The organism is Maridesulfovibrio sp., assembly GCF_963678865.1.
Taxonomy (GTDB): Bacteria; Desulfobacterota; Desulfovibrionia; order Desulfovibrionales; family Desulfovibrionaceae; genus Maridesulfovibrio.
The window spans coordinates 4,055,001-4,081,460 of the sequence record NZ_OY787459.1; the positions used below are offsets into that span (position 1 = coordinate 4,055,001).

Here is a 26,460-nt window from a genome sequence, read left to right on the forward strand (position 1 = left end):
GTGATCTATCCATGGGCAGGCTGAAGCTTGAGTAAAATCAAGTGGAGGGCCGAACCGTTGTAAGTTGAAAATTACTCGGATGACCTGTGGATAGGGGTGAAAGGCCAATCAAACTTGGTGATAGCTGGTTCTCTCCGAAATATATTGAGGTATAGCCTCAGGAGTTTTCTTGCGGAGGTAGAGCACTGACAAGGCTAGGGGTCCCACCAGATTACCAAACCTTATCAAACTCCGAATGCCGTAAGATATATCCTGGGAGTCAGACTGCGGGTGCGAAGGTCCGTAGTCGAAAGGGAAACAGCCCAGACCGTCAGCTAAGGTCCCCAAATCCATGCTCAGTGGAAAAGGTGGTGGAGTTGTATAGACAGCCAGGAGGTTGGCTTAGAAGCAGCCATCCTTTAAAGAAAGCGTAATAGCTCACTGGTCTAACGATTCTGCGCCGAAAATGTAACGGGGCTAAGCATGGTACCGAAGCTACGGGATGCGTCTTTGACGCATCGGTAGGAGAGCGTTCTCAGATGGGATGAAGGTGAATCGGAAGGTTCGCTGGACTAATGAGAAGTGATTATGCTGGCATGAGTAACGATAAAACAAGTGAGAAACTTGTTCGCCGTAAGACTAAGGTTTCCTGGGTAAAGCTAATCTTCCCAGGGTTAGTCGGTCCCTAAGGCGAGGCCGAAAGGCGTAGTCGATGGAAAACGGGTTAATATTCCCGTACCTGTAAGTGTGTGCGATGGAGGGACGCAGTAGGATAGCTCAGCCGGCTGTTGGATATGCCGGTGTAAATGCGTAGGCTTGAGAAATAGGCAAATCCGTTTCTCTTTAGGCCGAGACATGATGCCGTAACTTTACGTTTGAAGTGAGTGATTCCAGACTGCCTAGAAAATCTTCTAAGTTTAGCACTTATAGACCGTACCGCAAACCAACACAGGTAGTCGGGTCGAGTAGACCAAGGCGCTTGAGAGAACTCTGGTTAAGGAACTCGGCAAAATGATCCCGTAAGTTAGCGAGAAGGGATGCTCCAGACGGTGAAGTTATTTACTCTCCGAGCTGTTTGGAGCCGCAGAGAATCGGGGGGGGCGACTGTTTACTAAAAACATAGGTCTCTGCTAAGTCGTAAGACGATGTATAGGGACTGACGCCTGCCCGGTGCTGGAAGGTTAAAAGGAGGTGTTAGACTTCGGTCGAAGCTCCGAATTGAAGCCCCAGTAAACGGCGGCCGTAACTATAACGGTCCTAAGGTAGCGAAATTCCTTGTCGGGTAAGTTCCGACCTGCACGAATGGCGTAACGATCTCCCCACTGTCTCAACCAGAGACTCAGTGAAATTGAATTACCGGTGAAAATGCCGGTTACCCGCGGTAAGACGGAAAGACCCTGTGCACCTTTACTATAGCTTGACATTGGGTTTAGGGCTATCATGTGTAGGATAGGTGGGAGGCTTTGAAGCCGGCACGCCAGTGTCGGTGGAGCCAACCTTGAAATACCACCCTTGATAGTCTTGAATTCTAATCCAATGCCGTTATCCGGCTTGGAGACAGTGTCTGGTGGGTAGTTTGACTGGGGCGGTCGCCTCCCAAAAAGTAACGGAGGCTTGCAAAGGTTCCCTCAGGCTGATTGGAAACCAGCCGTCGAGTGCAAAGGCATAAGGGAGCTTGACTGTAAGACAGACATGTCGAGCAGGAACGAAAGTTGGTCTTAGTGATCCGGTGGTTCCGCATGGAAGGGCCATCGCTCATAGGATAAAAGGTACGCCGGGGATAACAGGCTGATCGCGCCCAAGAGTTCACATCGACGGCGCGGTTTGGCACCTCGATGTCGGCTCATCACATCCTGGGGCTGAAGCAGGTCCCAAGGGTTCGGCTGTTCGCCGATTAAAGTGGTACGCGAGCTGGGTTTAAAACGTCGTGAGACAGTTTGGTCCCTATCTACCGTGGGCGTAGGATAATTGAAGAGGGTCTGTCCCTAGTACGAGAGGACCGGGGTGGACGAACCTATGGTGTTCCTGTTGTCACGCCAGTGGCATTGCAGGGTAGCTAAGTTCGGAAGGGATAACCGCTGAAAGCATCTAAGCGGGAAGCCTGCCTCAAGATTAGTTATCCCTATGCTTTAGCATCTAAAGATTCCAGGTAGACCACCTGGTTGATAGGCCGGAGGTGTAAGTGTGGTGACACATTCAGCTGACCGGTACTAATAAATCGTGCGACTTATTTTTCTTCTCTTCCCTTAACTTTGCTTATGGCACGCCATCTGCGAATTTTAAAATTTAATTTGTCGGCTCACGTATTAAGATACGCTTCGCCAACAAATGAAATTTGAAAATCCACATCTGACGCACCCTAAGCCAAGTTAAGAATCTTCTTTAGAGGATTCTATTTTGACAATATATTTTGCTCATCGATAGCAAGCCAAATTTGCTTGCGACCATTGAGGAGAGGTCACACCCGACCCCATTCCGAACTCGGAAGTTAAGCTCTCCATCGCCGATGATACTGCTAGGTAGCTAGTGGGAAAGTAGGTCGTCGCAAGCTTTTATTTCAAAGCCCTGATTAAGTTCAGGGCTTTTTTTTTGTCTAGTGATTGTTGACTCGACTACCCACACAAAACCCGCACACGAAGTCGATAGTTTTCAAAGGATGAGAGTATTCGATGGCTTAGTTGGAAAATGACTGCCTGTATACAGATTCAATACGTTTGAAAATATTATTCCAAGTATATTTTTCTGTCAGTTGAGTAATTAATTTTGCATCTGGTTGTTTTCCTGACTGTACGGCAAAAATGGCATCTCTCAATGCTGACTGTAACTGCTTATTGAGCATTGGCATGTCCTCAGTGCGTGGGGCGTCTATTGTCTGAAGCGGAGGAAGCTTTACCATGTGGATCGTGTCTGCGGGATTGATTGAAAATAGCTCTTGAACACCGGGCAGGTCCGTAGTGACAATTCGGCAGCCACAGGCAAGAGCCTCCAGCAGAACAAGAGGAAGGCCTTCGTAAAATGAAGGCAGTACAAATATATCGGAATTGCGCATCAACTGCCCAAGCTGCTGATGAGGGAGGACGCCGTGAACAGTAACTTTGGTCCCCAGTTTGGCGGCAAGATGCAGGCATTCTTCTTTTTCAAGGCCGTGCCCGCCACCCACAAGATGCAGGTGAAATGGCATGTCTTTGAGATCCGTTAAACAGTGCAGCAACCATGGAACGCCCTTAGCTCGAGTGAGTTTTCCTGCATAAAGTAAATGAATTGTATTCTTATCCGCTTCGGATTTCTCTTCTTCTCTAAAAAAACATCCTTGGTTAAATCCACCGCTGATGGTTACTACTTTCTCTCCCGGCACATTCAGGAGTTTTTTGATTTCAAATTTTTGCTGCTCAAATAAAGCTATGATCTTGTCTATGCCGGAGAGAGCTTCATAAAGTGATTGACCCAATGCCGGACATAGATGGTGCTGGCGCAGGCAGGTCCCATGGCAAGTGGTCACAAGAGGAATATCAGGCGCAGCTCGCCTTGCTGCAGCTGTGGCCATCCATAGATGGTTAGAATGGATTAGGTCCGGAGAAAAACGAGTAATAGCTTTTTTTATACATTTTTCAAAGACTGAAAGGTAAGCCGTGATGTTATCCGGAGTTAAGTGTGCGCAGACTGTACTTGGGTACGGCATTACATCACTCATTCCCACGACTTTGAATCCCAGTTCCCGTTCTTCAAAATAGATGAATAGACAATTCTCAGGAGCAATAACTCCGTCAAGCGAAGTATCTTTTAATGTGAAGCCCTTTGGAACACCTGCGACCAAATACGGGGTATGTCCTCCGTGCAGACTTTGTTTGATCATTTCCTGAACGTATTTACCACTTCCGGTTGCGTCCGGTATCTGACCGAGAAGGTGCAGAATGTTCATGTCTTGAGCATGTTTTGGGTTACGCAGACATGAACAGGATCGTGACTTGGTTTTCTGAATAAAGTTGTTTTGGCCATAGGATTCCTTCTAGGGTTCTGCTGGATTAACTAACGGGAATAGTGTAAAAATTAGTTCACTTTGATGCAATAAAAAGACAAGTCTTTTCTTATATAATTTTATTCTGAGGTAAAAAGTACATGACGATATTTAAGTCAATATGTCCATACGATTGCCCAACAACCTGCGGCCTGCTTGTACAGAGTGACGGCACGCGAATCTTCAGAGTAAAAGGTGATCCTGAGGATCCGGTGTGCGGCGGGGTTATCTGCCGGAAAATGCAGCACTATGAGAAATCGATTCATTCGCCGGAACGCATTTATACACCGCTCAAACGTAATGGAAAAAAAGGGGAAGATTGCTTTGAGCCCATCTCATGGGATGAAGCTGTTGAAACCATTACCGGTAAGTGGAAACAGGCTTTGAGTGAGTACGGTCCCGATTCTATCCTGCCTTTTTATTATTCCGGTGTAATGAGCCTCATTCAACGCTTCTGCGGGGATGCTTTGTTCAACCGTATGGGGGCCTGTGATCTGGTCAAAACCCTCTGTGCTTCTGCCAAGGGAGCCGGGTATAAAGCCGTCATGGGTGATACCGGATGTCTTGATCCCCGTGAATTGGCTGATAGCGACTTTTATATTGTCTGGGGAAGCAACATGAAAGCCACCCGTCTGCAGAGCATGCCCGATCTGGTCAAGGGACGTAAGCAGGGTAAGCGCGTGGTACTCATTGAATGCTTTGCCGGGGAAATGGCTGAATATTGTGACCGGATTGTGCTTGTCAAACCGGGGACAGACGGGGCTTTGGCGCTTGCCATGATGCATGTTTTGGCTAAGGAAGGATTGGATGATGCGGACTTCCTGCAGAATGAAGCGGTCGGATACTCAGAATTTAAAGCCACACTCGGCCAGTATACCCCGGAATGGGCCGAGTCGGTATGCGGTGTTTCGGCGCAGGTAATTATTGAGCTTGCCCGTGAATATGCTGCTGCCTCCGCTCCTGCAATTATTCTCGGCAGCGGTAATTCCCGTTACGGCAACGGAGGCATGACTGTTCGGCTGATAACCATTCTTTCTACGTTTACCGGTGCGTGGCAGCGACCCGGAGGAGGGGTTTGCGGCTGTAATCCCGGTGGCGGTCCTTTTATTGATATGGATCGAATTACCCGCCCGGACCTGCGTAAGAATAAAGGTCGTAAGGTAAATATCAATCAGCTGGCCATGGCGCTAAAAGGTGAGCAAGGGCAAACACCCATACGTTGTCTTCATATTTACGGCAGTAATCCGGTCGGGTCGGTTTCCAATCAATTGGGTATCCGTCAGGGGCTTGAAAATCCGGATCTTTTTACCGTAGTTCATGAGCGGTTCATGACTGATACCGCCCGTTATGCCGATATTATCCTTCCGGCTACTTTTTCGGTGGAGCAGTCAGACTGCTACAGTTCCTATGGATATTGCTCATTCGGTGCTGCTCGTAAGATCATTCCTGCTCCTGGAGAGTGTAAAAGCAACTGGGATATATTCTGTTTGCTTGCTCAAGGTATGGGCTATGCTGAAAAACATTTTCAGCGTTCGGAAGATGAGCTCCTGGAGGAGCTGCTGAGCTATCCCGAAGAGGGGTTGCAGAACATAAACGATGCTCAACGCGAGACTTTGAAAATTGGTGGGATGATCTCCCTTCCTTTTGCAGATCATACTGACTGGAAAACTCCTGCGGGTAAGGTTCAGATTATTAACGATGATCTGGATGTGCGCATACCGCAATATCAGGAACCCCACGGAGGAACGTATCCGTTGCGGTTGATTGCAGTGCCAAGTACGGAGACTTTAAACTCCATTTTTCTTGAGAGGGAGGGGTTGGTACAGAGCCGGGGGGCTATGTCGTTGGTTATGAACCCCGCAGATGCTGCCGACCGTTCAATTTCCGATGGGGATAAGATTGTTGCATTCAATGATATGGGCAAAGTTTATTTCGATGCCCACGTAACCCCGTTGATTGCATACGGCACAGTTGCAGCGGTCGGTATTTTCAAATCTTCCCAGTCCGCCAATAGAAATCTGGTTAATGCTTTGCATCACGAACGGCTTTCCGACATGGGCGAGGCAACAACTTTGAATGACAATACTGTGGAGGTGCGTAGCCTGACAGGTCTCCAAGAATCAGACTTAGATTTGTAGTCTTTTGGGATCTTAGTTCAATTTTACATTATTTTTTGTCCGTAAATTTTGTTATATTATGTAAATTAAAGCCATGAGTCATGCATATATATGGGCGGGATATTTTTTTTAAAAAAACGTTAGAAAAAATATATTTTGCCAAATTCATAGAATAGCCAGTTAACGGTCAGGATAGCAATGCGATCTTTATACTTCATACTTTTCCGGTCTTATCTGGCATTGTCTTTGATCCCGTTGTTACTCTTGGGGGGAATGCTGACCGTCTGGATTTCGGGAGAACAGGTTGAAGCTTCGTTCAGGCAGGAACGAAGTATGGCAAGACATGTTGCTCATGATTTGAAACTTCATTTTTTAGTACTTGAAGATAAACTGTTGAGCCTTAATAGGTACATAAATTTTAGATCATTATTAGATATTGAAATACAAAGTGTCGCGGATGAATTGATATCAAAGCAGGATTCTATCTGTTCTGTTCTGTTTCTTGATTCCCGTGGACACGTAAAGGCGCGGGCTTCTTCAAGCAATGTTTATAGCAGATCCGAATCATTAGCACCGGATGAAGCTGTTCTTTTTAAAAAGATTATTTCATCAGGCAGAGTTGCCTATGGGAATGTCCGGGATAAACTTAATTGCGGAGATCCCTTGTTTTCGCTCGGCGTTCCTTTGATTGACAGGAAAGCAGGTGAGGAGAGCGGCGTAATTCTGGTTGAGTTCCGGCTTGGTAAGGCATGGCAGAATGTTACTGAAGAGAATTTTCGTGAAGGTGAGTACCTTTACCTTGTAGGTGAGGACGGAGAGATTCTGGCCCATCCTGACTTTGAAATGTTGCCTGCTGAAAGGCCTTTTGCATCTGCTGATAACGGAAAAATACGAAAAAATAGCAGCGGCGATTTTGTTATCGGGGCTTCTGCCAATCTGGAATTCGGTAATCTTACATTTCAGGTAGTTTCCGAAAAAATGGCCGCAACAGCCCTTATTCCCGCATTCCGCTCTGCCGGCATAGCCCTGCTGGCGACAATCATTACCGCCGGGTTGGTATTTGCCGCTACAATTCGTGCTGCCCGGAAAATAACCCGGCCAGTCAAGCTTTTAACTTCAGCCGCTCTGAATATTAAAGAACGTGGCTTTTATCCCGGTATATCCATTTCAGGGTTCAAGGAAATTGAAGATCTGTCTGAGGCTTTTGACTCCATGACCCGCAACCTTCAGCATATGCTCGAGGAGTTGGCCCATGAAGTTCAGATACGTAAAGCTTCCGAAGAGGCCCTTTCATTGAGTGAAGAGCGTTTTCGGGCCATGTTTGAGTTTAATTCTGTAGCAATGCTGCTTATTGATCCAGACGACGGTAGAATTCTTGAGGCCAATAATGCCGCAAGCCGTTTTTACGGCTGGTCAGTGGAGGATATAACCAAACTGAGTGTTTTTGACATTAATAACGCTGCTCCTGCTTCTGTTAAGGAGAATCTGAATAATGTGGTGGAGAATAAGTGTACGAGGATTGAGTTTGAGCATAAATTAGCTGACGGTAGCGTTTGTGATGTGGATATATATACCGGGCCGATTTCCTTGGGGGGGAAGTCGGTAGTTTTTTCCAGTGTAATTGACATTACCAAGCGTAAGAAGGCCGAACGGGAGTTAGTGGACAGCGAGGAACGTTTTCGCGCTCTGCATAACGCTTCATTCGGCGGGATAGCTATTCATGAGCAGGGGCGGATTCTGGACTGCAATCAGGGGCTTGCTGATATTTCAGGTTACGGAGTCGATGAGTTGGCGGGCATGGATATTACGCAGTTGATAGCTGAAAAATCTCAGGCTGCAGTAGAGAGAAAAATCGAAAAAGGTGTTGAAAATTCATATGAAGCCAATGGAATACATAAGGATGGAACAGAGTATCCGGTCCGGTTGGAATCAAGAAATATCCCGTATAGAGGGCGTGTTGTTCAGGTTCTGGAATTCAGGGATATGACCAGTCAGAAAAGGGCAGAAGAATTTCTTATTCAGAATGAAAAAATGATGTCTCTCGGTGGACTGGCTGCTGGAATGGCCCATGAAATCAACAATCCACTTGCTGCAATTGTAGGGTCTTGCCAGAACCTGCAGAACAGGTTGTTAAAGGACCATCCAATGAACAGGAAAGTCGCGGAAGAATGCGATACCTCGTTTGACAGTATTGTCCGCTATGTCCAGCAGCGGGACTGTGACAACATGGTGCATTCTATTTATGAATCAGGAAAGAGGGCCGCAGGCATTGTAAAAGATATGCTCAGCTTCGGCCGCAAGAATGAAATGTCCCTGATCAGTAACAAGATTACCGAGTTGATGGATAATACCATCAAATTGGTAAGCAATGATTATGATCTCAAAAAAAATTATGATTTCAAAAAGATCGACATTGTAAGGGAATACGAAGACATTCATGACAGTGTGGTTTGTTACAGCAATCAGATTCAACAGGTTTTTTTCAATTTGTTGAAAAATTCTGCTCACGCAATGGCTGAAAAAGATTTTTCTGAAGGAGTACCACGAATTATTGTCAGGAGTTACGTCAGAAATGGAATGAGTGTTATTGAAGTGGAGGATAACGGTCCTGGGTTGGCGGCTGAGTGTAGGCAAAAAATTTTTGAACCGTTTTTTTCAACAAAGAGTCCCGGCAAAGGGACCGGGCTGGGACTATCCGTCTCTTATTTTATTATAGTGAAGCAGCATGGCGGTTCCATGGAGGTTTTTTCCGAGCCTGGAGAATGGACACGGTTTGTTATCAGTATTCCCGTTGCCGGACCGCAATCTGTTGATGATGTCAGAACCTGATGGTTGTTAATTAATTGACAAAATAGTGTTGACAGTCCTCGCGGTATTCTATAAATATTTCTTCACCCAACACAAGTGGGGCTGTAGCTCAGTTGGGAGAGCGCTTGAATGGCATTCAAGAGGCCAGGAGTTCAATTCTCCTCAGCTCCACCAGAAATTTCAAGGACTTACAATGAAAATTGTAAGTCCTTTTTTCGTATGGGGAACCGGGCGGGGAACATCGGGTCTACACCAAACAAAGGGGCGCAAGCCCGAATGATCAGGTAGAGTCGGCAGAGTCCCTAAATATTCTTCGTTCCTTTGCAGATTGGATAGCGCGAGCAACCCCAGAATTGTCCGTAACGACCGGTACGTTGCCGCATAATAGAACCGCAATGTGGACAATTTGGAGTGCCAGACGTTGTGCTTATCCGCGTTGGTATAGATGTGGAGACGCGTGGGGTTCTAGGCGGAGGTGTTTGCTTAGGCTGAGCCGCCAGTTTCACAGTTGAAGCAGGAATCGACACGTTCAACTCGCGTAAGTCTTGTTCGGCTTGTGCTCGGGCTGCAACAGCGTCCGTAAGTGCTTTGTCGTGAATGGCTTTGGCAGGCAGTGCGTCAAGCTTGGTTTTAGCATTTCTCAGCGAGACTAGTCCGTTACGGATAATGGACTCTAATTTTGCTTTTTCTGCTGCAAAACGTCCGTGCAGTATCCTTTTTTCTGCAATATCGTGAGAGTTCGGTGCCGGGTTATATGTGAATTGGGACTCGATCCTTTGACGCCATGTCACAAGTTTGCCAGACATGACCTTACCGAAACCAGGTACTCGCAGCACGGCAGCTCGGTTTACATCTGCGGCGGTTTCGATTCCGAAGGAAATTAGTGTTGCTGTTTTTGCCGGACCGATGCCAGAAATGTTCGCATTGCGGATTGGAAAACGGTCGAGGTATGCTTGTCGCTGCCGTGATTTTCGATTGGATTTCATTTCCGTAATAGCACGGGCGAGCGCGTGGTCATGTTCCTTGTAGACCGCAATGGTGGTTTCCAGATCAGCATGTATCTTTATAATTTCGCTCATGCCGTTGCGTTGAACAAAAGCAGTCAGCTCACACTGCACCTTTTCATCGGCTTTTTTAAAAGCCTGTAGAAATGGCCGGGAGTCAATGCTACCCTTAAAGAAAGTACTCCATCCCCAAATTGCCAGCGCCCCCCACACAAACCACGCGGTGATGGCGTAGATAGCACCCGCGATTGCACTGCCTATCAAGAATAAACCAAGCAAGGCGCACTCTTTTTTTTTGCTCTTGGCCTTTTGTAGGGATTTACTGGCTCCATGTGGCATGGCAGCAACAGGAATGACATTTGCGGCTATCGGGAAGCGAAAGTTCAAAATTTCTTGAATTGCTAGTTTCGTACCGTACGTATCGGTTTGGATGTGGGGAGTGATAGAGTTTCTGCTCGGAAACATATCAAAACCACTACTGGATGCCAGCTTGCACCAGACACACCCCTCAGCACTACTAGGGTAATAGTGTGTCTTGATCTTGCTACAGTGCCCCAACGAACCTTCTAGGCTGTTTAGAGCATGTATCCATTCCCGTGCGCTAGGGCGTGCGCTTGGATTCAGGCCGAATGCGTTTTCAAATCTGTGGGCGATAGCATTAGGAAATGTGCCAAGTGTTAATGTTCCTGGAGGCGGGGTAGTTTGCGTCGTAGCTTGACGGGTCAGCGAAAAGGCAAAGCGGTTTTGCGCAATGGCATCGCACATGGAAATGTCTGATCCGCTGTAACGCCCGGCGTAGGGGTGGCGGCCCATGAATAGGAGATGGAAAATAGCAACAGCTAAACCAAAATTATCGTGTTCTATACTCCGTTGAATGGATGCGAGATTTTTCCCTTGTAGCTCAGGAGGAGTGAACTCAGGGACTCCAACTGCACATGGATAGGACACGCCATTCAGGTTGAATTGGAAGCTATCTGCATCAATTAGAGCAACTGTCGCATTCTGTGCCATGAGCACTCCAGAATGGTTCAGGTCGCCAATGACACCCCCGGTCTGGTGTACATTTTCAACGGCGCGTGCGATGTTTAACGCGGCACGGACTATGAATCGGTAGTCAGCCTTTGGGAAATGCTGTTGACGGGACTTCGGGCTGTATAGCTCATGCAACGGGCGATAGCCCTGTACAAAACGCATTGCAAAACCGAGGAATTTCCCGCTAAGGTCAGTCACCACCTCATTGGGATAGGCAACAAGCTCAGTCTTGACGGCAAGGCCGTTTCTCACCATGGCTCGTACCTTTTCTTCCCTTTTGGCACGTACTGTAGTGTTGTAGATTTTGACTGCCTGCCCAGAGAATCCCTTAACCGCGTAGACTTCGCCTTCGCCCCCCTTACCGATTAATTCGGAAACAACCCCTCTATTTTTCCCAATAACGATTTGGTGCACGATTATCTCTTGGAAATTAGGATTAGCGTTTTATCATCATCGGTGCGTTCGCATACAGCAGGGCTAGCAAGATATGCGCTTAGCGTGTCCGAAAGTTCAGTGAGGCGCCCTTCTCCCGAAGAAGTGTCAACAGGGTGGAACATCGGATTGAAAAACTGAGAGTGTGCGGTCTGCTTTACATACGACAATGCTAGATCTCCAACACCGTCAGAGAATAGGGCAAAGGCATCGTATCCACTTGGATGGCGGACGATATTAAGACGTGGTTTAAATGGGTCGGTGACAAAGTAGGTGCTGGAAGCATATTCTCCATTTTCTGGCCAGCAAAGTACTTGCCACGCTTTGTCCTTTCTTCCGACAATGGCACTGTCTCCAACGTGCAATGTGACGACTTCATTCTTTGCGATAAAGATTGCGGCTAACGTTGTGGCGAATTGTCGGGACGTAGTTTGTCGCTGTAATGCTATTGCAGAGATCTGGTCGCGAAGCTCGTTGATCCAGTCAATTAATTTTTCGTCAGGCGGCAGCTCTGATTTTTTTCGCACCCATTCCCGAAATCGTACCGAGAGACAGCGGCATGTAAGCCAAGCGCCATAAGCACCAAATGTAGCACTCCCAGCTCCATCCGCAACAATAGCGAAAATGAACCCGTTGCCCACACTTGAAATGACACAGGCATCTTGTAGTCTGATACCATTTTGGATGTGGGAAGTGCCAATTACGGACGCGGACGCCCATCGCCAAGCCAAGGCTTACTCTGCTACTGCCCAGCCATCTGGGGCTATAGGATTTGTGAGCGGAACGGAATCGCCAGGGTTGGACCGTGAAACGGCACTTAATGAGCTGGATAACCACTTGAAAAGTTCTTTGAATGCCAGTCCCCTAAGTTTGAGAGGTTGGCGCGTTGCTATTTGGGCTAGCACATTTAGGTCTGCCTGCTCTACACCTACTGCATAGAACATGAATTCCTTACGTTCTTCGCCTTGATGAACTCGCAGTTTGGCTTCATTCCAACTGTCGGTTGGAGCCCCATCGGTAATCAAAAATACCCACGGACGATAATATTTCACACCGTTCTCACGGTATCTTTGTTTGCGTAGATGCAGCATGTCCAGCCCGGTTATAATTGCCTCTCCCATTGGGGTTGCATTGTCAGCAGTCAGCTGTTCGGGGTAGAAATGATCTACTGTTGCAAAGTCAGACTTAATTTCCACAGGCCCGAAAGTAATCAATGCCAATTCCACCCGTTTTGCAGCCATCGGGTCGCTCAGAAGTTCTTGTCGTAAGGTCGCCAGTCCTTCGTTCAGCTCTGAGATAGGTGTTCCGCTCATAGAGTAGGAAGTATCCAACAGAAGAATTACTGGACAACGCTGCTCCGGGTTTTCCGCAAACTCCGCATCACTAAATGGTTGTTGATCGAGTTGTGTCATATATTCGCCTTGCTTATAGGTTATAGAAAGGGGGACAGCGGTAATGTTTACTATTTTAGTAATGTTTCGGCATTGCCGAGAAATATTTTTAGCATTATCCGGCACCTTCCCCGATATGAAATATGTTCTTGGAATTCTGTTACAAAAAAAATGATTATTAAGGCAAGTGCTTTTTAAAATTGATATAGCTAATTATATATTATTGAAAATGAATGGGGGGCGAATAGAAATATGAAGATTTCTCCTGATTTCCTAATTTGTATATAAGGGTATACGTTGTGTTTGTTAGTGGTCTACTATAGTGTAATGATGCGGAAATATTTTCAAAGAGGCCCATACTATCACATACTTTGGGAACCACCCACCCCCGCAAATCCCGGAAAATCCCCAAAACATGTTCCCAATGGATAAAAATAATCCAAGTATTTCAACCATTGGAGAATTGTCCCTCCGCATGGCATTCAAGAGGCCAGGAGTTCAATTCTCCTCAGCTCCACCAGAAATTTCAAGGACTTACAATGAAAATTGTAAGTCCTTTTTTCGTATGGGGAACCGGGCGGGGAACATCCGGGCTACTTCCTCTTTCCAACTGTTCAAATTTGGGTCTACACCAACCACTTGTTTTTATTGATTGTGTAAATAAAAAATAAAAGCTTTACTTCTTGCTGAAAATAGCTGACTAATAACTAACTCAGCGTGACTGGACGCACGATTACTTCTTGGCCCCCACTTGGGCAACATACGTTCCACGTAAGCTTTAGATTTACTCCCCCCGTACCAGAGCCTTCCAAATATCACCCGGAAAATCCGGGCTCGACCGCTGTCACGTGTTGTCGTTTTTCTTACTTTTTTCCAAGGCTTTTATGACCTTTACAGATTTTTCGTTTGACCGTCGCATCAACGCAGGTGTCAAACTCTGTGGCTATGACACTCCCACCCCCATTCAACGCAAAGCTATTCCGCTGGTCCAAAATGGACATGATGTGATGGGATTGGCACAGACGGGTACAGGCAAGACTGCCGCATTCGCTCTGCCTATTATTCAAAAACTCCTTACCAGTACTTCCTCTAAACAAGGTCCGCGTGTTCTGGTCCTGGCTCCAACTCGTGAGTTGGCGATTCAAATTGATGAGAGCTTCACCTCTCTTGCCCGGCAGACAGATATTACCAGCAGTATCGTCATCGGCGGCGTAAGCATGCAGCCACAAATCAAGGCGTTTAGAGCTTCGAATGTCATCGTTGCCTGCCCGGGACGGCTTGTCAGACTCATTGCAAGAGGCGCCGTAGATTTTAAGGCTATAGATACACTTGTCCTTGATGAAGCGGACAGAATGCTTGATATGGGTTTTCTGCCTGACATCAGGCGGGTAATCGCCGAACTCCCGGTTAAGAGACAAAATCTGCTTTTTTCCGCGACCATGCCTAAATCCATTCTGGATTTGACTAAGCGCATCCTTGTGAATCCCAAAACTGTTCAGATTAATGCAGCTTGCCCTGTCTCCAGCGTCGAGCATGTCTTTTACAAGACGCAGAATGACAGAAAGATCGCATTACTGGATGAAATCATCACCAGATCAGAGCATAAGAGTATGCTGATTTTTACCCGCACCAAGCACAAGGCCAAAAACCTGTCACGAAGACTGGGGGATAGCGGGTATAACGCTACGGTCCTGCAGGGAAACATGAGTCAAGGACAGCGGGAAAGAGCTTTGAACGGCTTTCGCGATGGTCGCTACTCGATTCTTGTAGCTACGGATATCGTCGCCCGCGGCATTGACTGTGATCGTATTACCCACGTCATAAATTACGATATGCCTGATTCTGTAGAAACTTACACGCACAGAATTGGCAGGACAGGAAGGGCTGGACGCTCCGGCCACGCAATAAGCTTGGTCACATCGGAAGACGCATCTCAACTGCGGTCTATTCAAATGGTAATGGATGTGTCGATTGAACAAGATGCTCATTCTGCTCATGGAACAAGCAGAAACAACGGTGCAAACCCACGAAAGCCATCTTTCCATTCCCCTGTGAAGAAAACTGGCCGGAGACGGAAGCGCAGTCCTTTACCGGCATAGCTATCTGTCGCCTGATAGGGAACTCTCCTACCAATTCCTGTCTGAATGGATAGGAAATGGATTTTTAATTTACCAATAAACAATCACAAAGACGTATCACCCAAAAATGGGGAGACGTCATAACAACAAAAAGGAAAAAATTATGTCTAAGAATATTTATGTCGGTAATCTCGCATGGTCTGCCACTGAAGGTGAAATTCGTAACGCTTTTGAAGCCCACGGTGAAGTCGTTTCCGTGAACCTGATCGAAGATCGCGAAACAGGGCGTCCTCGTGGTTTCGGTTTTGTCGAGATGAGCGAAGATTCCGCTGCCCTGTCCGCAATTGATGCGCTGGATGGTCAGAATATGGGTGGTCGTAACCTTAAGGTCAACGAAGCCAAACCTCGCGTCGAACGTCCGCGTTGGTAGTTTTATCTGCAGCGTAGTAAGTTATATAAACCGCCCCTCTTAGGGGGGGGCGGTTAACAAGCATTCATCTCTCTCACAACAAAACTGGAGATAGCTATGGCAAAGCCGAATTATTCATTTGCAAAACGCCAGAAAGAGTTGGCTAAGAAGAAAAAAAAGGAAGAAAAGAAGCAGCGCAAGTTGGCGAAAAAACAAGACGATCAGTAAAGAAGGAAGAGGGTGTTGTGCGGGTTAATGTTGTTGAGTCACAGCTTTTCCGTGAGGTGCGTAATTTTAATCCTCTAAATGCACTAAAATAGTTGGGGAAGCACCCACCCCCCGCAAATCCCGGTAACTCCCCAAAACGTGTTCCCAAAGGGTAGAATTAATCCAATTATTTAAAGTGTTGGATAACTGTCCCCCCGCATGGCATTCAAGATGCCAAGAGTTAAATTCCCCTCAGTTCCACCAGATATTTCTACGGCTTACGATGAAAATAGTAAGCCTTTTTTTGTTTGGGGAACCGGGCGGGGAACATGGGGGCTACACCAAAGAAAGGGGCGCCAGCCCGATAGAGCCAAAATCGCCGATGTTTCTATTGACATATGAAAGGTTTATTCAATATCTCCATTTAATACTAAGTATCTGGAGATTCAAGTTTGATGCGGTGGTTTTTTTTCTTATTGTTATATTGACGATTCTTCCGGTGTCTTTGACCACTCCTTCTGCTGCATCCCAGACCTCTGAGCCATCTGCTCAACTTTATTTCCACGACAGACAGGTCGATCCCCTCAAAGGGGAATTGGTTCTCAAACTTCTGCCCGAGAGTGATGAAGGTTCAGACATAAGCTCTGACTCTTCTGCATCTACAATGTCTTTTGCAAGAACTCTGACCAGACTTTTCTCGTTTTCACTTCAAACCGAAGTGGAAGAATATGATTATTATGTTGTCCAGTTCAACGGTCCGGTTCAGGAAGAATGGAAAAATTCACTGACGGAACTCGGTGCTGTTTTCTATGATTATATTCCCCAGTACGCTTTTATTGTTAAGCTTGGAACTTCCAAGGTCGATTCTGTTGAAAGACTTGGTTCTGTCCGCTGGATAGGTGAGTACGATCCTGATCTTAAATTGTCTGGGCGGGTTTTTGATATCGCCCCGTATGATCTGGAGAAGGATGAGGGGCAGGTGAAACTCCGGGTTCTGGCGTTTCCTGATGAGGACAGCACTTCTCTGCTCGGCAGCATCCGTTCTGCAGGTGGAACCGTTGATTCCGTCAATTCATCTGCGTGGGGAATAAGTGTCGGAGTCAGTATTTCCGTTGAAAAGATTGAAAAGCTCAAAGACATCAAAGGGGTAAAGTGGATAGAAAAGGCTCCTGAGCACCGGGCGGAGAATAATATTTCTACCGGAATTATTGAGGCCCGGTTTGAGCAGGAAAAAACGTGGCCTGTTTCAGGGAGTAAATTGTTCGGTAAGGGACAGCTTGTAGCAATCTGTGACAGCGGGATAGATACGGGTGATCCAGCCAGCATAAATGATGATTTCAGTGATGGGCAAGGGAACAGCCGAGTCAGCAATACTGTTTTTGATAAGGCCAGTAAAAAGGACTACAGCGGACATGGAACCCATGTTGCCGGTATTGTCGCCGGGAATGGTCTTGCGTCCGGTTCCTCGCCTCAGTCCGAATTTTTCCCATCAACTTGTTACGCCGGGATTGCTCCCGAGGCGGAATTGTATTTTCAATCTGTCGGTGCCGAGGACGGTTCCTCACAATTACCGGGGATTCCATCTGACTTGTCGCAACTTTTTCAGCCGGCATATGATGCCGGGGCGCGTATCCATTCAAACAGCTGGGGAACTGCCGGCGCTGGAGAGTATGACAGTGAAAGTGTCTCCGTTGACCGGTTCATGTGGGACAACAAGGATTTCTTAGTGCTCTATGCTGTAGGTAATGCCGGGTATGATAAGGATATGGACGGGGTTATAGATCCTTACTGCATTGATTCCCCGGCTACAGCCAAGAACTGTCTCTCTGTTGGAGCTTCAGAGTCCTACCGCAAAGGGGCCGGTGAGGGATTTTTCTCTGTCGGTTACGGGAAATTCCGTACCTATGCAGAACCTATCGGTTCTGATTTGTTTTCGGATAAACCATATGGTCTGGCAGCATTCTCCAGCCGTGGCCCGACACTTGATGGAAGGTACAAACCTGAAGTAGTCGCTCCGGGGACTAATATTCTTTCCACCCGTTCCTCCGCGCAGCTTGGCAATGGCTGGGGGGCTTTCAACAATAGTTATTACTGGTCCGGTGGCACCAGCATGGCGACTCCTCTTGTCGCTGGTATGGCTGCGGTGATGCGGGAATATCTGATGGAAGAAGAAGGAATTACTGATCCCAGTGCAGCATTGCTAAAGACCAGTATCATTCACGGAACAGTTTCGCTTGCGCCCGGACAATATGGAACAGGTTCCTATAAGGAAATAGCGGGAAGTCCTGATTTTGCACAGGGGTGGGGCCGGATTGATCTTGAAGCATCTATTAATTCTGACGAAAGCTGTGAAATCGAATACCACGACATCAAAAGTTCGGCTCCTGCTGATAATTCATATGTGAGGACATTTACATTTGATGTGAATGATGACTCCAAACCTTTTAAGGCCACGCTCGGCTGGACAGATTATCCGGGGTCTACAGTGGCATACGGCGGTCTTGTTAATGATCTTGATCTTCGTGTCCGCAAGCCGGACGGCACATGGGTTTACCCGGATAACGCCGTAGGTTTGAGTTCTTTGACAGGATATGTATATGTTTCTTCGGTTTCAGGTTTTTATGGAGCAGAGGTATGCGGACTGTTGTTTACACCTCCAAGCTACCCATCAACTCTGGAATCGGTAGCTCTTTCCTTTCAAAACGAGAACAGTATTGCTTCAAAAGTTGATATTGTCGTCCACAGTTATGATGGGGCAGTTGGGGATGAACTTTTTAGAAAGTCGTTCGCCTATATTCCTTCAGGGAAATATGCCCTGCCCGTGGGATTGACCGTTTCATCCGGAAATATTGTGGTTGCCGTTGAAAAGACCAACTCTTCTCTAGGTGTTTACTGTAATGGTGAAAATCCTACAGCACGCGGATTGTTCAAAACCGGTGGGGTTTGGCAGGAGGCTTCATTTACACCTGCGATTATAGCCAATTTTCGGACGGTTTCAGCTTCCACCAGTTCAGACAGGATCAATAATACAGAGTCTGTGACCATCGACAATCCTGTTCCCGGAACTTATAAGGTCGAGGTCTCTGCATATAATATCCCTATGGGACCGCAGCCTTATGCCCTTGTCATGAGTGGTATGGTCGGGGATAAACCTTCTGATGGGGATATTGAAATTAATGAAGAGCAACCGGATGCTCCCGTCAGCACTTTTTTAAATAAATCAAGCACAAGCTGTTCTGCTGAAAGTGTGAATGCCGGATACGGCACTTCTATGGAAACTGTATACAGCGCGGAATCAGCGTTCAGCGTGCAGACTGCTGAGTCCGGTACGGTAAGTATTAAATATGCCGTCAGCGGGTTACCTGAAATCAAGGCCCGGGATCTGGAACTGGCCAAGCTGTTCAGCAACGGTACGAACAAGCCTTTCAGCTATGCAAGTTACGAAGATTATACTGACGGCAATTGGTGGCTTTCAGATGTTTCTGGTAATTTTATTGATCCCGTAAATATCTTGAATGCAGATAAGTCATATTATGTAGTCTCGGTAATAAAGGATGGAGGGGACTATGACGCGAATGCCGAAGCCGGTGTGATTGATGACCCGCAGGTTTTAGGGATCGCATCGTCTTCAACAGGGGCTGCAGGATGCACTGTCGGGACCGCTAATGATTTCGGAATGGTCGGTTTGTTGCTGTTCGCTCTTTTTTCAATGTTGCCGAGATGTTTTGCCGAATATCTTTCCCGGAGGGCTTTGCGTAGCCGTAAATAACGGTAATCTCCAGACGAGCTCTTTCCCCTCTCTTTTTCAACTCTTCCTTGTTTTACATTGCGAACTGAGGCATTTTTATAATGATGTAAACCAAAATATCTAAAGGAAGTGAAAATAGTTATGCCCATCACTCCTGACATTATTCTTGTCCTTGCTGTCCTTTTATTAGTTGTGATTTTCTTTGTTTTTGAATGGGTGCGCGTGGATATGGTAGGTATTATGGTCATGGTCAGCCTGCCTTTGCTTGGGCTGGTCACTCCGCAGCAGGCAATAAGTGGATTGAGCAGTAATGCTGTCGTATCCATCATTGCGGTTATCATTATTGGTGCCGGGCTTGATAAGACCGGGGTCATGAATAAGCTGGCCCAGTTTATCCTGAAGTTTGCCGGGCATGATGAGAAGAAGATCACTTCAATGGTTTCTGCAACTGTCGCAGGGATTTCCGGTTTTATGCAGAATATCGGTGCCGCTGCTTTGTTCATGCCTGCGGCGCGTCGCATTTCCATTCAGACCGGTGTTCCGGCTTCCCATATTCTGTTGCCCATGGCTTTCTGTGCCATCATCGGCGGAACGTTGACTCTGGTTGGTTCAAGTCCGCTTATCCTGCTTAATGATCTGCTTACAGTCCGTGGTGTTTCATATGAGCATTTCGGTATGTTCAGTATGACACCTATAGGGATTATTCTGGTCATTTCCGCGTTGCTGTATTTTAATCTTTTTGGGAGGTGGATTCTTCCCTACAGCAAGCCCGGAAAGGTTCGTGGGCCGCTTTCACCGTTGCTGGATCAAACCTATCATAATGTAGGCGACATTTATGAAATGATAATTCCTGCAAATGGTTTCAATGAACAATGTCTTTCCGAATTGCGGATCCGTTCAGATTATGCATGCTCTGTCTTAGCTTCTTATAACCCGGTCACCCACAAAAGAAATGTTGCGCCGCGTCCTGAAGATACACTGTGTCCCGGTGATACTATTGCAGTAATCGGCGAGGAGATATTTATCAAAAGATTGGCTGATGATTTTGGGTGGACATATTCGCATGAGCTGAAAGTTTTTGCAGATGACCTTGGTCCGACAAATTCGGGAATCATGGAAGGGATAGTTTCCCCCCGGTCACAATTAGTCGGCAGGACTGTTGCTGAAATCCAGTTGCGTAAGAAATACGGGGTTGTGCCTCTGGCTGTTTTCAGTGGGCATGAGATGATTATCAGCGATCTTTCAGATCTGGTTGTCAGCGAAGGAACCGCTTTACTTCTGCATGGGAAGTGGAGTGTCTTTCACCAGTTGAAAGACCAGAATGACCTTGTTTTTACCGAACCTGTCCGCGGCGAACCCATGCGTGAGGAAAAGGCTTTATGGGCGCTGGGGTGTCTTTTGGTTTCCCTGTTTATGATTCTGGTGCTGGATATTCAGCTTTCCATCTCGCTGCTGTTCGGTGCAATGGCGATGATTTTAGGCCGTGTACTCACCATTGATGAAGCTTACCGGTCCGTGGACTGGATGACTGTTTTTTTGCTGGCCGGATTGATACCGCTCGGGTTGGCCTTTGAGAATACCGGGGCTGCAAAGATGATTGCAGATATGCTTATGAATGCTGTAGGAGTTCCGTCATCCACGGTACTGCTCATCTGTATCGGGTTGCTTACTTCTTTTTTTACCCTGTTTACTTCCAATGTAGGGGCCACAGTTTTGCTGGTCCCATTATCAATGAACCTTGCCCTTTCCTGCGGGACCGATCCTCGGGTTGCGGCCATGACCGTGGCCCTGGCTGCTTCCAATACTTTTATTCTGCCAACGCATCAGGTTAATGCTTTGGTTATGCGTCCTGCAGGTTTGAAAGCAGTGGATTATCTGCGGGCCGGGGCCGGAATGACGGTTATTTTTATGATTGTGCTGGTGGCGGGGATGCAGGTCTTTTTTTAGGATCTGAATCAGAATGCAGACTAAATAATCAAGCCGCAGTTCATCAGGAACTGCGGCTTTGTTTTTGGTGCCGGTTGTTTCTTAATACATAGCCTGCGGCAGATACAAAATAATCTGCGGGAAGATGGCAAAGAGCAGAATTCCGGCCAGAATTGCCAACAGGAAAGGCATAGTACCTTTGAAGATATCTTCAAGGGTTATATCCGGGGCGAATTTCTGGGCCATGCCGTAAACCACGTAAACATTGATCCCCACCGGCGGGGTGATGACCCCTATCTGGGTTACCAGCACGATAATGACCCCGAACCAGATGGGATCGAAACCGAGAGTGGTGATGACCGGATAGAACACCGGAATGGTAAGCATGATCAGGGCCAGCGCGTCCATGATGCAGCCGCCGATGAAATAGACGACAAGTATCATGGAAACAATGATCAGCGGGTGGAGATCGAAAGAAGCAGTCCATTCCGCTACATTGAACGGGATGCGGGTTACTGCCAGAAATTTACCGAAAATAATGGCACCGGCCACCAGAAAGAGCACCATCACAGAGGTACGCAGGGTTTCATAAAGGGAATTGACGAAAGCCTGCCAGGTTAGCTGGCGTTTGATGATACCCAACACGAGAATGCCCAGCACTCCCACGGCAGCGGATTCGTTGGGGGTAAAAAAACCGAAGAACATACCGCCGATTACAAGTGCAAATACGGCAAGGGTATCAAGCAGTCCTATAAGGGATTTCAGTTTTGCGCTTAAGGGAAAAACTTCCCCTTTGGGGCCGAGGGCGGGGTCGCGGTGGCAGACTATGGCAATGGCAATGATAAAAAGGATAGTCAGGACTATGGAGGGCAGTATCCCGGCCATGAACAGCTCACCGATGGATTGCTCGGTGAGTATTCCATAAACGATGAGTACAATGCTCGGCGGCATGATCATGCCCAAGCCTCCGCCGGAAGCAACTGATCCCGCTGCAAGTGAATTGGAGTATCCGTAACGTTTCATTTCCGGGATACCCACGGTTGCCATGGTGGCCGCAGTTGCCGGACTTGAACCGCAGACAGAGCCGAATGCGGTGCAGGCAGCAACAGTCGCCATGGCCAGACCGCCTTGAATATGGCCGAGGAAATGGTAGGCTGTGCTGTAGAGCCTGCGGCTGATTCCGCTATTGAAGGCCAGCTGGCCCATCAGGATGAACAACGGAATGGTAGACAGGCTGTAGGATGAAAAAGTGTCGTAAAAGCTGCGTGAAAGCAGGTTCATACCGCCTTTTACGGAGATGAGCATAGAAAAGCCGCCAAACCCCACAAGAGTCATGACGTAGGCTACGGGCATGCGGGTCATGAGCAGGGCCAGCATTACAAATATGCCGATAATTCCAAGGGTGGTCGGTTCCATTTATTTTTCCCCCGTAAAAAGCACGATTAGTTCTTTCAGCAGGGTGAGGGTGAAGCATCCGAAACCGAAAGTGAGTGCGAAAATGACCATGTCAGTAGGTAATTCGAGAGTCATGGAGACCTCGCCGGATTCCCGCATGGAACAGCCGTAAAGGTAGAGCCTCCAAGTAACCAGACTGAACAGTGCTGCACTCAGGGAAGTGGTGGTGACTTTGACAATTTTACGGGTGCGGGCGTTCAGCTTGCTGTACAGGAATTCTACACCGATATTCGCTTTCTGGGACTGGGCATAGCCGAGGGCCAGCCCTGTGGTCAGCACGGCAAGAACTCCCACAATATCTTCCACTCCGAAAATGGGAGTGCCCAGCACGCCGCGTGAAAGAATATCCGCCCCGGTCAAAAGAGCCATGCCGATAAGGCATACGGCGGCAATATTTTTTAAAAGTGCCTCAAATTTATCAACAAGGCTCGAAATCTGATTACCCACAATTTTCTCCAAATCTAAGAAGGACTCCGGCGAACCCTCAGGGACCGGAGACTCTCCTAAAACTTTTCTCAGGGCTTTACCGTTCGAATTATTCGAAGGTAGCCTTATAGCATTATACGCGAAGCAAACTAAAAGGTTTTGAAAGGGATGGGGTCTGGGGAAGGGGAAACTTTTGCAAAAGTTTCCCTTCCCCAGCCGCCGGAGGCATTCTTATTGTACTTTATTCAAAGTTTCGACAGTGAAATCCAGAACGGCTTTACCGTCTATTTTTTTCTTGCCGACTTTCTTGATGTAGTCATCCATCATGGGAGCTGCTTTATCTTTCCAGCGCTGACCTTCGGCTTCGCTCAGCTCAATGAACTGTCCGCCTTTCTTGCTCAGGAACTCACGTCCTTCCTTGTCGCTCTCATCCCAAGCCTGAGCGTGCTTGGCTGCGTATTCTTTGCTCAGATCCATGATGATTTTCTGGTCCTGTTCGGAAATGGAGTCCCACTTATCCTTGTTTATGACCGCGAAAAAAGTGGTGGTGTAGCCTACAGGGTAGTCGAGGGTACAGTAGTCGACTACTTCGCCCATTTTCCAGCCTTTGTTGGTTTCCATGGGGTAGACACCACCGTCAACAACGCCTTTGCGGATGGCCTGATAGGAGTCGGGCATGGACATGGCAACCGGTGCCGCACCGAGGGCTTTGAGCAGCTGTGCTGAGTTGCCTGTGCCGCGCAGTTTCATGCCTTTGATGTCTTCAAGTTTTTTGACCGGCTTTTTAGCAGTGAAGAGCAGGCCGGGACCGTGGGCATGGAAAAAGAGAACTTTAACGTCGCGCAGTTCTTTGGGCTGAAATTTATCGTAAACCGCGTTTGCAACCTCGGTTGCGGCAACTCCTGATTTGTAACCAAGGGGCAGGTCAACTGCTGCCATGGTCGGGAAACGACCGCGGGAATATGCCAGTGCGGACATGCCGATGTCGGAAAGGCCTTCCACAACACCGTCATAGCACTGCTTGGCTTTGGTCAGGGTTCCGCCGGGGAAGTAGGCGATAGTTACCCGACCATCGGTGAGCTTGGTCACTTCTTCGCTCCACTGCTGAGCCAGCTTGGACTGGATGTGGGTGGGTGGAAAAAAGTTGGAGTAGGTCAGGTTAATGGATTTTGCGCCTGCTGTAAGGGGCAGGGCGCACATGCACATGGCTGCGGCCACTACTGTAATCAAAAGTTTTTTCATGTTCCCTCCGTTTTTTTTGAAAAATAGTTGATTATTCGGCTTTTTTAAGTCCGTTGGTTAAAGCAAGGGTAACCGCAGCATCGCGGACATCCTTGAATCCGATCAGCCCTTCATTGCTGCCTTGGATCATAAAGCCGGTTTCAATGGAGCTGCGAACCATGTATCCCTCAAAGAGTACTGTGTTGAAGGCTCCAATTTTTTCCGGCGGATAATCTGTATCCACAAAGTCGCGGACCAGATTGGCAAAGACTTCTTCAGAGAGCCTGTACTGGCTCAGGCTCATGTCCTCGCGCAATTCCGGAACCCGTGAGGCATAGATTGTGAATTCCAGAAAGACCTTGGCCCAGTTCTGGTCGCTGACAATGTTTTCCAGAAAATCCCAGATAATGTTCATTACCTCTTCAAGCGAACTGGCCTTTCCCAGGCGGTCATCACGGGAGTTGCGGTATTCCTTCAGCTTCTCTTCCACGATTTCCAGAAATAGTTTGTCCTTGCTCGCCCAGTGACGGTAAAAGCTTCCTTTTGCATATCCGGCATGTTTGGTGATTTCGGCCACCGTGGTTTCAATGAATCCCTTTTTTCCAAAGAGTTCGTTGGCCGCTTCCATTAGTTCTTTCTTGGTCTGGAGCGATTTTTCCTGTTGTTTTCTGGCCATTTATTGTTTTTTAAATAACTTTTGCGACCCTTGGTCATAAAGTGACCGCTGGTCATTTTTCTGAGCTATAGCTGTGAGGGTAGTTGCTGTCAATACCTATCTATGAGAACTTGTATGTGAAAATACAAAAGACCAAAAGGAACGATTTGAAGTGCGCAAGTTGTTTTTCTCTATAATTGTTTTGACCTGTTGCCTTATGAGTACCGTTGTACAGGCCCATCCGCTGGGTGAAGTTGTACAGGAAACCACGGTTATGAATGAGGGGGCAAGGCTGCTCATAGTTTATGATACCTCTATCGGGCCGTCCATCACCGCCACGCTCATTCCTGATGCAGATCATGACGGTGAAGTTTCCGCTATTGAAGAGCGTAAACTCTCGCAGGACATTAACAGGCTGCTGCTGCCTAATCTGGAAGTATATCTGGATGACAGCCTGATCATACCTGACCTTTATTATGATTCCGTGAACCCGGCTCCGGGGGGATACAACAACGGTCTGCGGTCAAATCTGGTCTACGCTATTCCTTTGCCGCAAGAGGATTTCGGTAAGCATTACCTGAAGTTTTCCGATAACAATTTCCAGACCGGAGAACTTAAGTGGCTGAAGTGGAAAGTTCAGGCCGACCCGCAGTTCAGCGTGGTCAAGACTTCCCCGGATTCACGGGAGCTCAACTATCAGTTTTTCGCTAAAAAAGCTGAGGGCGAAGGTGGGTCATTTGCAGCTTCGGCACCGACTATGGGCGGCAGCGGAATCAAGCCCAGTCCTCAGGAGGATTCCAGTCAGGCCGCTCTCAAGGAGTATCTTGCTCAGGAAAATCTGGGTCCGGGAGCAATTCTTTTTGCGCTCGGTCTGGCCTTTTTTCTCGGGATGGGACATGCCCTCAGTCCCGGCCATGGAAAGGCAATGGTTGCCGCATATCTCATCGGCCGCAGCGGCCGCATCCGTGACGCTTTTACCCTTGGTTCCATTGTGACCATAACTCACGTTGCCAGTGTGATTGTGCTCGGTATCGCGGCCTTGCTGCTTTCGCGTTATTTCCTGCCCGGAGATCTTTATCCGTGGCTGGGGGCATTTTCCGGTGCGCTGGTTTTTGCGGTCGGGTACATGATGCTGGCCCGCAGGGCAGTTCATCACGTACATCATGCACATTCGCATGACCATAATCACGACCATGGCCATTCTCACGAAGGAGATTCCGGACCGGTTTCGTGGTGGTCAATGCTCAGTCTTGGAGTTGCCGGGGGTATGGTGCCATGCCCTACAGCCTTAGTCGTCCTGCTTGCTTCAGTGGCCTTCGGGCGTATTGTTTTCGGGCTGCTGCTGATTCTTTCTTTCAGCTTCGGTCTTGCCGCAGTGCTGATCCTTATCGGCATTCTGACTGTGAGGGCTTCCAAACTTACCGAAAGGTTTTCCGGTTCACGCAGGTGGATCGAGAATCTGCCCGTCTTGAGTGCCGGACTGGTCATGCTGGCCGGGATTGCCATTGCCTTGAATGCTTTGAATGCCGGGGGGATATTAAAATTTAATTTGTGAAT

At 47.7% G+C, this 26,460-nt stretch carries 15 protein-coding genes, 1 tRNA gene and 2 rRNA genes (1 of these 18 cut by a window edge); 10 read left to right on the forward strand and 8 right to left on the reverse strand.

Annotated features, from left to right (window positions below; translation table 11 throughout):
* A 23S ribosomal RNA gene (locus ACKU41_RS18460) occupies positions 1–2,214 on the forward strand; it begins 721 nt to the left of the window's first position.
* Positions 2,215–2,415: 201 nt separating this feature from the next.
* Positions 2,416–2,530, forward strand: a 5S ribosomal RNA gene (gene rrf / locus ACKU41_RS18465).
* A 123-nt stretch (positions 2,531–2,653) separates the two neighbouring features.
* Here the strand turns inward: rrf and ACKU41_RS18470 are convergent.
* The gene (locus tag ACKU41_RS18470; protein ID WP_321402904.1) at positions 2,654–3,898 is read right to left on the reverse strand and encodes a glycosyltransferase family 4 protein; all 1,245 of its coding nucleotides are present in this window, start codon (positions 3,896–3,898) and stop codon (positions 2,654–2,656) included.
* 197 nt (positions 3,899–4,095) lie between these two features.
* On the opposite strand from ACKU41_RS18470, the gene ACKU41_RS18475 reads away from it, so the two are divergent.
* The 3 genes from ACKU41_RS18475 (at position 4,096) to ACKU41_RS18485 (ending at position 9,093) form a co-directional block, all read left to right on the forward strand.
* Positions 4,096–6,132, forward strand: a complete 2,037-nt coding sequence (locus ACKU41_RS18475; protein ID WP_321402906.1) for a molybdopterin-dependent oxidoreductase — start codon at positions 4,096–4,098, stop codon at positions 6,130–6,132.
* 312 nt (positions 6,133–6,444) lie between these two features.
* A complete protein-coding gene (locus tag ACKU41_RS18480) occupies positions 6,445–8,940 on the forward strand; it encodes a PAS domain S-box protein (RefSeq protein WP_321402908.1) in 2,496 nt (831 codons plus the stop codon).
* Between the two features lie 77 nt (positions 8,941–9,017).
* A tRNA-Ala gene (locus ACKU41_RS18485) sits at positions 9,018–9,093 on the forward strand.
* A 128-nt stretch (positions 9,094–9,221) separates the two neighbouring features.
* Here the strand turns inward: ACKU41_RS18485 and ACKU41_RS18490 are convergent.
* The 3 genes from ACKU41_RS18490 to ACKU41_RS18500 form a co-directional block, all read right to left on the reverse strand.
* Entirely contained in the window at positions 9,222–11,369 is a 2,148-nt protein-coding gene (locus ACKU41_RS18490) for a topoisomerase DNA-binding C4 zinc finger domain-containing protein (RefSeq protein ID WP_321402910.1), read from the reverse strand.
* A 2-nt stretch (positions 11,370–11,371) separates the two neighbouring features.
* Positions 11,372–12,028 carry a PP2C family serine/threonine-protein phosphatase gene (locus tag ACKU41_RS18495; protein ID WP_321405267.1) on the reverse strand — a complete coding sequence of 219 codons (657 nt, stop codon included), beginning with the start codon at positions 12,026–12,028 and terminating at the stop codon, positions 11,372–11,374.
* A gap of 93 nt (positions 12,029–12,121) precedes the next feature.
* A complete protein-coding gene (locus ACKU41_RS18500; protein WP_321402911.1) occupies positions 12,122–12,799 on the reverse strand; it encodes a VWA domain-containing protein in 678 nt (225 codons plus the stop codon).
* A gap of 863 nt (positions 12,800–13,662) precedes the next feature.
* Between ACKU41_RS18500 and ACKU41_RS18505 the strand changes: the two genes are divergently transcribed.
* From ACKU41_RS18505 to ACKU41_RS18520, 4 genes are all read left to right on the forward strand, one after another.
* Positions 13,663–14,877: a DEAD/DEAH box helicase gene (locus tag ACKU41_RS18505; protein WP_321402914.1), complete on the forward strand. Its 1,215-nt coding sequence runs from the start codon at positions 13,663–13,665 to the stop codon at positions 14,875–14,877.
* Between the two features lie 142 nt (positions 14,878–15,019).
* Positions 15,020–15,286: an RNA-binding protein gene (locus ACKU41_RS18510; protein ID WP_319778964.1), complete on the forward strand. Its 267-nt coding sequence runs from the start codon at positions 15,020–15,022 to the stop codon at positions 15,284–15,286.
* A gap of 685 nt (positions 15,287–15,971) precedes the next feature.
* Positions 15,972–19,241, forward strand: coding sequence for a S8 family serine peptidase (locus ACKU41_RS18515; RefSeq protein WP_321402916.1), 3,270 nt, complete (start codon positions 15,972–15,974; stop codon positions 19,239–19,241).
* Positions 19,242–19,361: 120 nt separating this feature from the next.
* Entirely contained in the window at positions 19,362–21,167 is a 1,806-nt protein-coding gene (locus tag ACKU41_RS18520; RefSeq protein ID WP_319778966.1) for an SLC13 family permease, read from the forward strand.
* Between the two features lie 81 nt (positions 21,168–21,248).
* Here the strand turns inward: ACKU41_RS18520 and ACKU41_RS18525 are convergent, their stop codons facing one another.
* The 4 genes from ACKU41_RS18525 to ACKU41_RS18540 all read right to left on the reverse strand — a co-directional run bounded on the left by ACKU41_RS18525 (position 21,249) and on the right by ACKU41_RS18540 (position 24,924).
* Positions 21,249–22,562: a TRAP transporter large permease gene (locus tag ACKU41_RS18525; RefSeq protein ID WP_321402919.1), complete on the reverse strand. Its 1,314-nt coding sequence runs from the start codon at positions 22,560–22,562 to the stop codon at positions 21,249–21,251.
* Complete coding sequence (locus ACKU41_RS18530; RefSeq protein WP_321402921.1) at positions 22,563–23,048, reverse strand: TRAP transporter small permease; 486 nt, start codon at positions 23,046–23,048, stop codon at positions 22,563–22,565.
* Between the two features lie 210 nt (positions 23,049–23,258).
* On the reverse strand, positions 23,259–24,269 hold the full coding sequence (locus ACKU41_RS18535; protein WP_321402923.1) for a TRAP transporter substrate-binding protein: 1,011 nt from the start codon (positions 24,267–24,269) through the stop codon (positions 23,259–23,261).
* A gap of 31 nt (positions 24,270–24,300) precedes the next feature.
* The gene (locus ACKU41_RS18540) at positions 24,301–24,924 is read right to left on the reverse strand and encodes a TetR/AcrR family transcriptional regulator (RefSeq protein ID WP_319778970.1); all 624 of its coding nucleotides are present in this window, start codon (positions 24,922–24,924) and stop codon (positions 24,301–24,303) included.
* Positions 24,925–25,120: 196 nt separating this feature from the next.
* On the opposite strand from ACKU41_RS18540, the gene ACKU41_RS18545 reads away from it, so the two are divergent.
* Positions 25,121–26,458 carry a sulfite exporter TauE/SafE family protein gene (locus ACKU41_RS18545; protein ID WP_321402928.1) on the forward strand — a complete coding sequence of 446 codons (1,338 nt, stop codon included), beginning with the start codon at positions 25,121–25,123 and terminating at the stop codon, positions 26,456–26,458.
* Positions 26,459–26,460: the final 2 nt, after the last annotated feature.

Bases quoted from the DNA above. Each gene is read 5' to 3' on its own strand.
- ACKU41_RS18510 (WP_319778964.1), top strand. From the start codon at position 15,020: ATGTCTAAGAATATTTATGTCGGTAATCTCGCATGGTCTGCCACTGAA.
- ACKU41_RS18535 (WP_321402923.1), bottom strand. From the start codon at position 24,269: ATGAAAAAACTTTTGATTACAGTAGTGGCCGCAGCCATGTGCATGTGC.
- ACKU41_RS18470 (WP_321402904.1), bottom strand. From the start codon at position 3,898: ATGAACATTCTGCACCTTCTCGGTCAGATACCGGACGCAACCGGAAGT.
- ACKU41_RS18540 (WP_319778970.1), bottom strand. From the start codon at position 24,924: ATGGCCAGAAAACAACAGGAAAAATCGCTCCAGACCAAGAAAGAACTA.
- ACKU41_RS18505 (WP_321402914.1), top strand. From the start codon at position 13,663: ATGACCTTTACAGATTTTTCGTTTGACCGTCGCATCAACGCAGGTGTC.
- ACKU41_RS18545 (WP_321402928.1), top strand. From the start codon at position 25,121: ATGAGTACCGTTGTACAGGCCCATCCGCTGGGTGAAGTTGTACAGGAA.
- ACKU41_RS18500 (WP_321402911.1), bottom strand. From the start codon at position 12,799: ATGACACAACTCGATCAACAACCATTTAGTGATGCGGAGTTTGCGGAA.
- ACKU41_RS18520 (WP_319778966.1), top strand. From the start codon at position 19,362: ATGCCCATCACTCCTGACATTATTCTTGTCCTTGCTGTCCTTTTATTA.
- ACKU41_RS18525 (WP_321402919.1), bottom strand. From the start codon at position 22,562: ATGGAACCGACCACCCTTGGAATTATCGGCATATTTGTAATGCTGGCC.
- ACKU41_RS18480 (WP_321402908.1), top strand. From the start codon at position 6,445: ATGGCAAGACATGTTGCTCATGATTTGAAACTTCATTTTTTAGTACTT.
- ACKU41_RS18475 (WP_321402906.1), top strand. From the start codon at position 4,096: ATGACGATATTTAAGTCAATATGTCCATACGATTGCCCAACAACCTGC.